The sequence below is a fragment of the Bacteroides timonensis genome (assembly GCF_000513195.1).
Taxonomy (GTDB): Bacteria; Bacteroidota; Bacteroidia; order Bacteroidales; family Bacteroidaceae; genus Bacteroides; species Bacteroides timonensis.
On the sequence record NZ_CBVI010000002.1, the window covers coordinates 71,972 to 84,143 of the forward strand.

The 12,172-nt window shown below is 43.5% G+C and carries 11 protein-coding genes and 1 tRNA gene; 3 read left to right on the forward strand and 9 right to left on the reverse strand.

The annotated features are described in order from the left end of the window. Positions 1-115 precede the first annotated feature (115 nt). Together BN161_RS01885 and BN161_RS01890 are read right to left on the reverse strand one after the other, a co-directional pair. A complete protein-coding gene (locus tag BN161_RS01885; protein ID WP_044262503.1) occupies positions 116-3,019 on the reverse strand; it encodes a TonB-dependent receptor in 2,904 nt (967 codons plus the stop codon). Between the two features lie 99 nt (positions 3,020-3,118). Further along, positions 3,119-3,532 (reverse strand): hypothetical protein, encoded by a 414-nt coding sequence (locus tag BN161_RS01890; protein ID WP_044262504.1) that lies wholly within the window; start codon positions 3,530-3,532, stop codon positions 3,119-3,121. Positions 3,533-3,753: 221 nt separating this feature from the next. Here BN161_RS01890 and aroB point away from each other — a divergent pair, with 221 nt between their 5' ends. Next, positions 3,754-4,815 (forward strand): 3-dehydroquinate synthase, encoded by a 1,062-nt coding sequence (gene aroB / locus BN161_RS01895; protein ID WP_044262506.1) that lies wholly within the window; start codon positions 3,754-3,756, stop codon positions 4,813-4,815. An 84-nt stretch (positions 4,816-4,899) separates the two neighbouring features. Here aroB and BN161_RS01900 read toward each other — a convergent pair whose 3' ends face one another. From BN161_RS01900 to BN161_RS01910, 3 genes are all read right to left on the reverse strand, one after another. After that, positions 4,900-5,403: an HU family DNA-binding protein gene (locus BN161_RS01900; RefSeq protein WP_044262508.1), complete on the reverse strand. Its 504-nt coding sequence runs from the start codon at positions 5,401-5,403 to the stop codon at positions 4,900-4,902. 227 nt (positions 5,404-5,630) lie between these two features. After that, positions 5,631-6,938, reverse strand: coding sequence for a glutamine-hydrolyzing GMP synthase (gene guaA / locus BN161_RS01905; protein WP_044262509.1), 1,308 nt, complete (start codon positions 6,936-6,938; stop codon positions 5,631-5,633). A 420-nt stretch (positions 6,939-7,358) separates the two neighbouring features. Beyond that, complete coding sequence (locus BN161_RS01910; protein WP_044262511.1) at positions 7,359-8,267, reverse strand: Rpn family recombination-promoting nuclease/putative transposase; 909 nt, start codon at positions 8,265-8,267, stop codon at positions 7,359-7,361. 658 nt (positions 8,268-8,925) lie between these two features. On the opposite strand from BN161_RS01910, the gene BN161_RS01915 reads away from it, so the two are divergent. Together BN161_RS01915 and BN161_RS01920 are read left to right on the forward strand one after the other, a co-directional pair. After that, positions 8,926-9,414: a hypothetical protein gene (locus BN161_RS01915; protein WP_044262513.1), complete on the forward strand. Its 489-nt coding sequence runs from the start codon at positions 8,926-8,928 to the stop codon at positions 9,412-9,414. 295 nt (positions 9,415-9,709) lie between these two features. Next, positions 9,710-9,783, forward strand: a tRNA-Pro gene (locus tag BN161_RS01920). A gap of 325 nt (positions 9,784-10,108) precedes the next feature. Here BN161_RS01920 and BN161_RS01925 read toward each other — a convergent pair. The 4 genes from BN161_RS01925 to BN161_RS30065 form a co-directional block, all read right to left on the reverse strand. Further along, positions 10,109-10,402, reverse strand: a complete 294-nt coding sequence (locus BN161_RS01925; protein ID WP_044262516.1) for a hypothetical protein — start codon at positions 10,400-10,402, stop codon at positions 10,109-10,111. Between the two features lie 385 nt (positions 10,403-10,787). Further along, a complete protein-coding gene (locus BN161_RS01930; protein ID WP_125910716.1) occupies positions 10,788-11,063 on the reverse strand; it encodes a DUF2481 family protein in 276 nt (91 codons plus the stop codon). Positions 11,064-11,419: 356 nt separating this feature from the next. After that, entirely contained in the window at positions 11,420-11,683 is a 264-nt protein-coding gene (locus BN161_RS01935) for a helix-turn-helix domain-containing protein (protein WP_044262520.1), read from the reverse strand. Beyond that, a partial coding sequence (locus BN161_RS30065; protein WP_209441879.1) for a hypothetical protein occupies positions 11,680-12,172 on the reverse strand: 493 nt, incomplete at its 5' end. The genes BN161_RS01935 and BN161_RS30065, both read right to left, overlap by 4 nt.

Genomic DNA, 12,172 nt, shown 5'->3' on the forward strand with positions numbered 1-12,172 from the left:
AATAAAAGAATTCCTGTTTTTTTAATGGAAAAAAGAAAAAACAGAATCCCCTTCCATCTCTTTCAGCGAAAGCGAATGGAAGGAGAAACTTATAATAATAACTGGTCAGTTTACTTTAAAAACGGCGTCCGCCAAATCCACCGGGACGTCCACCAGGTCCGCCAGGACCACCAAATCCACCTCTACCCATCTTCTCACGGGCAGCCTTGTTACCAAAGATATTCAGGCGATAGATAAAGTGCACCATACAGTAGCTGTTAACACCATTGTACTCCGAAACCGAACGACCATCTGCCGTCAATGAACGGCTAATGTTACTTTGTTGTTTCAGGATATCATACATTTCAAAACTTATCGTTGCCGCACCTTTCAGGAAAGTCTGCGAGAGTTGTGCATTCCAGATCAGCTCATTACGGTTCATACTTGAATCCGTATAACCACGACGACTCTGATTGGCGATATTGGTAGTGAAAGTCATGTTCCACGGAGCCATCAACTGAGTATTGGCACCATAAGAGAAAGTATAAGGTTCCTGGTTATTGTCCGGACGCAGTTTATTACGTTCAGCAGTGTAAGAAATAGAACCGTTCAAACCGAATTCGAACCAATCATTACGGTAAGCGCCATTCAAACGTTCACTCAGTGTCAAGCCCGTTGTCGTATTCTTATCATCAACTTTGGTTTCCTGATTATACAGATACGCCACATTATTCTGATAATTGATATTAGAGAATGAATTGATGGTATACTTCTTATTCTTCAGCGCCGTATTGAACCCGAACATACCGAATGCGCTCCAGTTGCCATTGATATTCTTCGGCGTTGTGGTTCGTCCACCGGTCTGTTCATTGTATTCGGTACTGTTACTGATGCTGTTCTGCGTAGCCGAGAAACTGGCATGCGTCATGATACCCCGTTGAAGTTCTGCATTATACGTATTGTAGAACAAACGCATAGAGTGCGTGAAAGAAGGCTTCAAGCCCGGGTTACCAACACGGATATTCAACGGATTGGAGTTGTCCACAATCGGCAACAGGTTTTCCATACTCGGCTGACCGGTACGTCCGCGATAGTTAAAGCGCAACTGGCTTACCTTGGAGAAGCGATAACGGAAATCGACATTCGGAGCAAAATTGAATACGGAACGCGTCGTATCGATCATATAATTTCCTTTCTTATAAGAAAGCTTGGAACTCTGTGGTTGGAAAGATATACCTGCACTCAACTGATACTTTTCACGAATGAAACGCAGCGATACGGATGCATCATGATTATAGTATCTGTATTCGGCATATTTACCTAAGCTATCCACTGCATGATTCTCGTAACCGGCAGGCAACGGTTCGCCAATTCCCCACTCCGGACTAATCTGATACAAATCATAAGTCGTCTTGTCACTCTCGCTGTATTTATACTGGAACTGATAGCTGAATTGCAGGAAAGTGGCCCGTGCAATCGGTTCGCTATACGTAATTTGCGCACTATAATTATAGTTATTGGTCGGAGTAGTGATATACTGATTACGAATCAAAGTAGAGTCCGGGTTCGTAGGAATCTGATAGTAACGTGTCGTAGATTCCGTGTACTGATTATTGTCATTATCGCCATAGCCGAAGCGTCCGCGGAATGTAATGTTACGTCCTTTATCATTCAGCTTACGGTTAATCTGCAAAGTCGCATCTGTCGAAATGCTCTTGCTGTCGGAAAGCGTACCGCTGTTTGTAGCATTTACACGTATCTCTTTCAACGGGTCTACGCTACTTATTGCATCAAAATCAAGATAATCATTCGGGTTAGCAACCAAACTGAACGGGTCAGCATTAAAGGTTCCCGACAATGAGCTCGAAACATTATCCGTCTTACCATAAGAGAAGTTCGGGCGGAAAATGATATTCGTCATTGAATCCGGCTTCCACTCCATACGGAAATCGGCTCTGAATGTAGAATTCTTGTTCCGGTTGACTGAGTTGGAGTTGGAATATGAATTACCATTCTGCAAGAAGCGCTCGGACGAGTTGATATTAGAGATATCAGCGTCATTATAATTATATTGGGCACTTCCTCCCAGTTCTATCTTCTTATTCTCTGTGGCAAAACTGATACCCAATTCTTTAGGCGCGTTCAAACCATTGTTACGACGCCAGCGGGGACCACCTCCACCACCTGAAAAGCCCTGGTTATTCACGTTATTGGTAGAACCAATGACGGTTACCTGTGTCTTATCCACAAAATGATTTACATTTAAACGGGCTGCGTAGCGGTCTTCAGTACCCACGGCTGCATCTGCATTACCAAACCATCCACGGTTCATACCTTTCTTCACCGTCAAGTCAAGGACGGTTTCTTCCTCGCCGTCATCAATACCCGTGATACGTGCCAGGTCCGACTGCTTGTCATATGTCTTCAGCTTATCGATCATCTCCACCGGCAAGTTCTTCAAGCCCGTTTTCACGTCTCCACCAAAGAATTCCTTTCCATCTACCATGATCTTTTTCAACTCCTTACCATTGATTTTCACGTTACCGTCATCATCAATTTCGGCACCGGGGAGTTTCTTCACCAGCTCTTCCAGCATGGCCCCTTCCGGTGTGCGGTAAGCACTGGAATTGTACATTAACGTATCTTCCACTACCTGTACTTGCGGAGCTTCTGCGGTAATCACCGCTTCTGCCAGCATCACGGCATCTGTCTTCAGAGCCAGCGTACCTACATTCTTATTGAGATTTTGAGCCGACAGTTGCAAAGGAAGCACTGTAGGTTGGAAACCGATATAGGAAACTTTCAATACATACTTCCCGGCCTTCACTTTGGGTAAAGTGAAATATCCCTGTGCTGTAGTGGCGATACCCGCCGCAAATGCACTGTCCGGTAACGAAAGTAACTGTACTGTGGCTTGTACTGCGGGCTCTTTCGTGTCATCCTCGATGACACGCCCCGCTACGGTAATGTTCTTAGTCTGTGAGAAAGCGGAAAGTGCGGTTGTCAGCAATAACACTGTTCCGATGATTACTTTTTTCATGCGCCTGTTTTTTATGAAACAAAATGTCTGTTTTTATACTGTTTCATTTGACAAGCTTTCAATGGAAAAGTTTAATGAGGTTTAAATAAAATATTCTAATTATCGACGATCTCGCTTAAACAATCTATCAACTGCCGCTTTTTTTATACCAAATTCCAGGCAAAGAACATTCAGTATCAGAAAGATCAGAAAAGAAGAAGTATCCACACTCATGATGTCTCCTTTCGCCAGGCGATAGAGCATACCGCCAAAGATGAATAATACGGTCAGGAACATGGCATTACGTGTAGCCCTATTACGGACCTGCTCAGTTTCCTTATTCTCGTTCTTGGTGTAGGCAAACAGAATCATCAATGCGCCAAGCATCATCAGCAGCTTAGAACATTCTTTATAAAACAAGAGGTTGGAATCCGTCATTTTCCCCAGCATCAACATCAGGAACGGAAGAAACAGTGCCAAAGCTATCACAAAATATCCTAATAGACGACAATAAACTGGTAGTAATGCTCTCATTTTAAAATTACGAATTATGAATTACTAATTATAAATTATAGATTGTGGGGGGCAGATGGCAGAAACATCATGTCAGCCCATCGATTTTCGATGGGCAAAGATAACGTTTTATTGCCAAAAGAGCTATCTTTGTACCACAATTAACAAAGAAGGTATCCATCTCTTTCATAATTTAGAATCCACAATCAGTAATTTATAATTCGTAATTTGTAATTAATCAGATGAGTAAACAAGAAGTAATCCTTTGCGAGAAACTGGAAAGCAGCCTGGCAAACGCCATCGGGAATTGTCCCCATGACAAGCTCTTCATATTGACCGACGAGCATACCCACCGCCTCTGTCTGCCGCAACTCAATGACATTCCGGCACTGAAAGAGGCTACCGAAATCGTTATCGGTGCCGAAGATGTGCACAAGAATCTGGAAACCCTGGCTTCCGTTTGGCAAGCTCTAAGCGAACAGGGAGCTACACGCCATTCATTACTGATTAACCTGGGTGGCGGCATGGTGACCGACCTGGGTGGCTTCGCCGCTTCTACCTTCAAGCGGGGCATTGCCTATATCAATATCCCCACCACCCTGCTGGCCATGGTGGATGCTTCCGTAGGAGGCAAAACGGGTATCAACTTCAACGGGTTGAAGAACGAAATCGGTGTTTTCGCACCTGCCGCCAGTGTACTTCTTGAAACGGAGTTCCTGCGCAGCCTCGATGCCCACAACTTCTTCTCCGGTTATGCCGAGATGTTGAAGCACGGTCTTATCAGTACCCCGGAGCACCTTGCCGAATTATTGGCTTTCGATACGGACAAGATAGATTACGTTGCACTGAAATCAATGGTGGGCCGTTCCGTACAAGTAAAAGAGGATATCGTGGAACAAGATCCTCTGGAACACGGCATCCGCAAGGCGCTGAACCTGGGACATACCGTAGGTCATGCCTTCGAAAGTCTGGCTCTTGCCGAAGGTCGCCCCGTATTACATGGTTATGCTGTTGTTTGGGGAATTGTCTGCGAGCTATACCTTTCTTATATAAAGGTAGGTTTTCCGAAAGAGAAAATGCGCCAGACCATTCAGTTCATCAAAGAGAACTACGGTGGCTTTGCCTTCAATTGCAAACAGTACGACCAACTTTATGAGCTGATGAAGCATGACAAGAAGAACACTGCCGGCGTCATCAACTTCACTCTATTGAAAGAAGTCGGAGACATCTGCCTCAACCAGACTGCCGACAAAGATACCATTTACGAAATGTTCGATTTTTATCGGGAATGCATGGGGGTATAACCTCACTGTGCACTTGTACTATTTCCCCTTCCACACTTCTGCAACCCTTTATTCATAGGGGGTAGAGTGTGGAAGGGGTATTCTTTAGGGTTTCTCAGTTATGTCTTCTTCCGGAAATTCTCCTTGTAGTTCCGCCTTCTTCTCTGCTTCCACAACTTTCTTGCTTAGCATACTTGCCGGGAAGTATTTGCTCAGTGGATAGCGGAAAAATCTCATTTCCCGGCTTAATTCCCTGGTCAATCCGCGGTCAGCGGTGAAGTAAACGCGCGAAATGCGCACGGTTCCCGGCATCACGTCTTCGGGGTGTTCAAAGCCCTCGCTGGTTATCGCAATATGGAAAGAGCCCAGTCCTTTGATGGATACCGACTCCCCATTCTTCAAGGCCTCTTCTATGAAGTGAGGCAGGTCGGTCAATATTCCTTTTACATCACCTTCGCTCCTGCCCGTCCGGTGAGCGATTCGTTTTGCCAGTATATCTTCGGTCACCCCACCTCTGGGTTGCAGTGTACGTTGCACGGCATAATACAGTTGTTTTGCACCTTCCTTAGTCTGGAAGAGCTTCTTTCTTACCAAGTAAATCATTCCCATAGTCTTTACGTGTTTTTAATTACTACCTTTGATATCTTTCTCTTATTCCTTCCATGCAAAAGATGGCATCTTTTGTAGCAAAAGGTGGCATCTTATAACACAAAAGATGGCATCTTTTACAGCAAAAGATGCCACCTTTTGTAAGAGATATAGCAAAGATACGGAAAGTATCTTTAAATGAAGTATCCGAAAGGGCTTAATGCTCTAGCTATTTAGCAAAAAGTCTTTTATTCCCATTCGATAGTAGCGTTAGGCTTCGGAGACATATCGTAGCAAACACGATTCACATGTTTTACTTCTTTCAGGATACGATCCGTAATTTTCATCAGGACAGGCCATTCTACCTGTTCGATGGTAGCGGTCATCGCGTCGATCGTATTGACAGCACGGATGATAACCGGCCATTCGAAAGAACGGGCATTGTCGCGCACACCAACTGACTTGAAGTCGGGTACCACAGTGAAATATTGCCACACTTTCTTATCCAGTCCGGCAAGTTGGAACTCTTCACGCAGGATAGCATCGGACTCGCGCACAGCTTCCAAACGATCGCGTGTGATAGCACCCAAACAACGCACACCCAGACCGGGACCGGGGAAGGGTTGACGATAAACCATTTCATAAGGCAAGCCCAGTTCAAGACCACATGCCCGTACTTCGTCTTTGAAAAGCTGACGCAACGGTTCCACAAGTTCGAACTGAAGATCTTCCGGCAGACCGCCTACATTGTGGTGAGACTTCACCATCTTGGCCGTTTTCGTTCCGCTTTCCACAATATCAGGGTAGATAGTTCCCTGGCCTAAGAAGTCGATACCGTCCAGTTTACGCGCTTCTTCTTCGAATACGCGGATAAACTCTCCGCCGATAATCTTGCGTTTCTGTTCGGGATCTTCCACACCTTCCAGTTTAGTAAGGAAGCGGTCGGTAACGTCTACATAGATCAAATTCGCCTTCAGCTGATTACCGAACATTTCTACTACATCTTCGGATTCACCTTTACGCATCAGACCGTGATTTACATGCACGCATACCAGATTGTCGCCAATTGCTTTCAGCAACAGAGCTGCCACTACGGAACTGTCAACACCACCGGAAAGGGCCAGCAATACTTTTCTGTCACCCACCTGACGACGTACCAATTCAATCTGATCATTCACGAAGTTGGTCATGTTCCAATTAGCTTCGGCCTTGCAAGTTTCGAAAACGAAAGGCTTAACAGCTGCTTTGATAGCTTCAATATCATCAGTAAACTGTGGCAGTTTCACCGCACAAGTCGCTTTGTCATGACCGGCAGCCATCACTGGAATTCCCGCCTCGTAGATAGAAGGATTCACATCGATGGCAACGCCATCTACTATGTTACACGGTCCACCATTGATAATAATGCCCTTTACATTGGACAACTTTTTCAGTTCTTCAACGGTTATATCATGAGGATAGATCTCACTATATACACCTAACGCACGGATGGCGCGAGCCAATACCGTATTCTCATGACTACCCAAGTCAAGGATAACAATCATATCCTGCTTCATTTGATTCTGGTTGTTTTAAGTTATTGTATCAATTATTATTCACTTCTGTTTTCAAACTGTCCGCAAAGATAAAGATTTTCAGAGAGACTATAATACATTGATTCTCTAAAGTTTCAGAACTGAGTAGCGTTTTTTTTGCAGTCATACCTTTCCGAAGATCAGTTTTATTCATCGATCCTTTATTTCGGTATTGTTAATGGAAATCAGGAATCGAATTCAACTCATTATCGGAGCGGTTTTGAATGAAATGATGATTTGCCAACGTGTATTTCCTAAACCTGTAAGGCTTGCATCTTAGAGACAGAGACATAAACCTACCAAGGATGTATGTAAGAAAAACTACGCCGGAAAACAGAACGTCCCGCCTAATTCTCAAAAAACGAAAATCGGGCGAGACGAAAATGAATAGTATCTTGCTATTTATAGCTCTTCTATGTCTTTGATGGCTAAACCCGTCACTTGGTGGATGACCTCTGAGGAGATATTCAAGGCTTTCATCGTACGGGCATTCTCTATGTTTTTCTCCTGCTTTCCTTGTTCAAGCCCTTCTGCCAGTCCTTCTTGTCTGCCTTCTTGTCTGCCTTCCTGTCTGCCTTCCGCCGCCGCCGTACTCAGCACATCATTCTGAATCATCACGGCATTGATATGCTCGTCATACGCTAGTTGTTCCGACCTGTCCATATTGTAATAAATCAGTTTGCGGCGTGCCTCTTCCAGTCCGGGAGCTTTCGTATCGGGGCGAATGATACCGGTTTTCAGATACTCTATCCACTCCTCAAGCGGGGTGACGGCCACCTTGTTGAACTCATTCACACGAATCAGGAAGTATTCGGGGAAGATTTCGGCAGGCAGCTTGCGCACGATAGCGTCCTTCTCTTTGGTGGTGACCTCCAGAAAATCGCCCGTATGCACGCCCACAAAGGAGTTCTGACCGTGATACAGGTAATCGTTCCCCTTGCCGATGTCGAAATAGAGAATGCTGATGGAGTACACTTTCTTCACTTCCGAGTAAAGCTCGCCCAACTCGATATGCTCCGTGATGGCCTTGGCAACGCCGAAGAGGATGCGCTCCAGATAGTATATCTCGCGCGTGTTCTGCACCTCAACGATGATGATTTCATCCTTGCTATTGCGCGCTTTGATGTCCACACGGTTGAACTTCTCGCTTTCACGTTGCTGGTTGCCCTCGCTTTCCAGTATCTCGACGATGTGGATAGGCTCGCCCAACAACACGGTAAGGAAGCCTTCGAGCACGCCGAAGTTGGCTTTATTGCGCAGCAAACGTTTCACTGCCCAATCAAAACGTATATATTTATCTTTCTGTTCCATAACTTTTGTTTTTGTCTTCTAGTTAGCACAAAGGTAAGCATAAATTCTGTTTCCAACATGTCCGGAAGCAATAATTTATTTCATTACTTCTCATCTGTAAACCAAATAGATGCCCTCTTTTTCCGACTTATAAACCAATCTCATGCCCTTCCCCGTACCTGGTCCGTACCAAAGCCGTGTCAAGTCCAAGCGTTAGGATACGGAGATAATACGGACCTGATACGGTTCGGGTACGGGGGAAGCAGGAGAAACAGACTAAAAAGAGTGTAATACAACTATAGGCGGAATATGTGCATTTCTATCAGGTTATGAATGAATTTCAACTTCTGATTCGCATTATTAATAAAGTTAATTGGAGAACAAATGAATTTTCCTCCCCGATTTACATTGCTACTTTATTTTTTATTGTACCTTTGTGATGTCGAACCATTATAAACTCACAGCAGGGAAACCTGCCAAGAATCCGTGGCGGGCATTTTTATGTCCGTCCACGTCACTCCTATATGGCGGTCCCTGTACCCCCATGGGGAGTGTTAATGCACCTCCAAATACTAGCTGTGAGTTTAGTGTTCGACAATGGGACAGGCGGGGATTGCCTTTTATATTTCTTCTCCTCTCCCATGAATCGAATTATTCACCTTTTAAAACTTTACGATTTATGGAAAACAACACTCAGCCGGTAACCGCTCAGGAATTACCCAACGCAGCAATGCACCCACGCACGGGCTTCCCGTCAGAAGAAGCCATGAAAGCGTACTATCTACAACTGATTGGCATTATGAACATAACGTATGCCGAAGAGCCTTCGGAATATATAAGCCTGCAATGCCTGAAACGCAAATTAAGACAATTCATCCATGTTCTACGATTGATAGGCACACACGAATGGGGAAACGGCATTGCAGAAATACAAGATGCCAGCGGATTCTATATGCTGCAAAGTACACTCCCGCATAAGACGCTGCTGCAAGCCAACCGGGAAATCGGTCTGCATCTGCAATTCATTACGCAACTGGCAAGCAATGTAGGTTTTCTGAAACAATTGGAAGGTATCTTATATTACCACTCTCAAAACGTAGAAAACTTGCTGAAGAGGGTGAAAGAAGAATCGACAGATACTTTCAAAATAATAAAAGACACTTTATGAGATAATAGAAGAGCGAGACGTAAAGCCCAGCTTCCCCCTCGCTCTTCTACCCGCAAACAATCTATCTTAAAAGACAGCAGCTATTTTCTTTATATTATTTATTTCCTCAAGCAAAGGGCTATTTCTACGTGCTACTTGCATATTATACCTTGATTAGTTCTAACATAGAATAAACTTTGCATCATAACAAATTAAGAATAAGAGAGATGTGTTATCTAACAAGATAATAGCAAAACAAAAATCAACAGAAATATTTGCTATTTCAAAATAAAGCACTACTTTTGCATCCGCAATTCGGGATGTAGCTCAGCCCGGTAGAGTACGCGTCTGGGGGGCGTGTGGTCGCAAGTTCGAATCTTGTCATCCCGACAAACATAGCCTAAGTATCAACTACTTAGGCTATTTTGTTTCCGCTAATGTTTCCGTTTTATTTTGAAAAAGTTCTTTTTGCGTTTTTATAGGGCTAAAACAATGAATCAAATACGAAGCAAACAGGAAGCAACCCGAAGCAAAATTAACCCAATGAAAGGAAATATATCCTGCACAAGCAAAGAGAGGCAATATAGAAAAGAGCACCCCGCCTATTTAATACTCTTTAAAAAGCCTTTCAACTCCATTTAAACGAATACAAAAAAGCCGCCCCAGTGTTGAGGCGGCAAATATAGCCACGGCTGGAAATACAACCCAGCATAGACTACTTTTTGGTGTATATCTCACATTTCTTCGGAATCATACGAGTTATTTCCGATACATCGCCAAACAACGCCCTTTGCATTTCAAACGCATTACTTGTACTTGGTTGGAAATAACGGACTATATTAACCGCTGAATAAATGGCACTTGTAAACACCTCGTTACTGTCACTACAAGCAACAGACATAAGGTCTAACAAGCCGTTAACATCACTTTGTAAGTCTTCCCATGAGATGGAGGAATTAAACACGATTGCTAAATGTTCCTCACCGTCAAACTTAACCTTTGTAATCATAATCTTTTAATTTTAGGAATAAATAAAACACCCCTTGTTTCGGTGTCCTACGCATTAAAAGAAGCGTTCGGGGCGTTTCCGCTACCCGCACCGACAAGGGGCTATAACTTAAAATCTTTGTTTTTACTATCATGTCTTTTAATTTTAGGGACTGCAAAGCTATGAAAACCAATTGAATAAAGCAAACCTTTGGCGTATTTTCTGATACATTTCTGATATTAACTATTTGACAACCAAACAAATACACTCAAAACAAGCCCATTTCAAGCCTTTCAAAAGCAAAGGAGCACAAGTTATCACCCCAATAGCAAAAGTCCCGCATATCCAAAAAGAAAGGGCAAAAACGCTATGTTCTGCCCTCATCTTATCACACCACAAAAACGCCTTACTGTTTAGACGAGCGTTTCAAGTAATTATATACGCTCGTTTTGGAGCACTTTAAAGCTGCCGCTATTGCTACATAAGTCAAACCCTTACTTCTTAAACTTCGGGCTTTCTCTGCAATCGGCTGAGGCTCTGCCATCTCTTTATAATGTCCGTCCTTAATCATTCGCTGGATCGTCCGTTCTGATAAGTCCGTCAGTTTGGCTATTTCCTTGTTTGTCAGCCTTAACATGAAGTATCTATATACTTCGCTTTCTTTTGTTTTTTTCCTTGCCATAATGTCGTAATTTAAAGCCTGTTACTTTAATGTAACTTAAATGTTTATTTTGAATGTCGCTATTTCAACACGCCATTTTGTCCGTTATCGTGATACAAATTTAATAGTACCCCCCAACAGGTTTACACTGCCCTTTTGCCTCATCGTATAGAGATATTCAGTATATTCAAGCCAATGCAGCCCATGAAATCCAGCTAAAAACAGCTTTTACAGCCCGCCTATGCTATATACACTCATCCGCTTGATACAAATATGATACAGTGTAAAAAACAGCGTCTCAAAGTTAACATTCACACACTCAAAAAGTTACTTTTCATTGTTTTATGTAACGTTGATACGTTTTTGATACGTTCCTATCAGTACTTGTAATAGGTCGAGCGTAGTTTATTGAGCATGTCAACCACTTTAACCAGCTCATCCGTACCAGCACCAGCCGCCAACCGCTCATCGTAGTATCTTTCCGTTGCCGCTATTCGCTTTATAAGATCCTTATACTTTCTTTCGTATCGACTACATGCCTGCCTCGTTACGCCCAGTTGTTCCGCTGCATCCTGCACAGACAACCCGTCATTGCGCAAAGCCTCATACCTCTTTTGCCTAAATTCTACCGTATTTCTCATTTGTCTATCAAATATTTAGTTAAACATTCCTTTGCCTTTTTCTCATCGTCTATTGTGCGTTCATCCAGCACAGCCACGTTTACCACTCGATCCAGCCAATCCCTTGTTATTGCCAATTCGTTTGCCTGCAGGGTATCGGTGTAATACTCACCGTCCACCTCATAGGTTATTCTTAGCGTTCGTTCTTTCTTCATTGCATTTACAATTTTACGTTTTACAATCATCCTGCGGTTGCTGTCTTTATTCCTGCACCGCTTCGCCTCTTTGCCGTACAACCTTTCAGAACAAAAGAGACTGCCTGCCCGTTGATGGGTTATCTCCCGACCGCACGTTTTGCAGTACCTTTTTTCTGTCGTATTTTTCGGCTCATTTTCACAGTTATTTTTCCCTTGTAATTCCACGCCCCCAAAGGGGACGTTTTCCAGCATATATTCAAGATTGGAAATTGTCCCAGTTTTGCTTTGCTTACCATCCGTAGAAAGTTGTGGT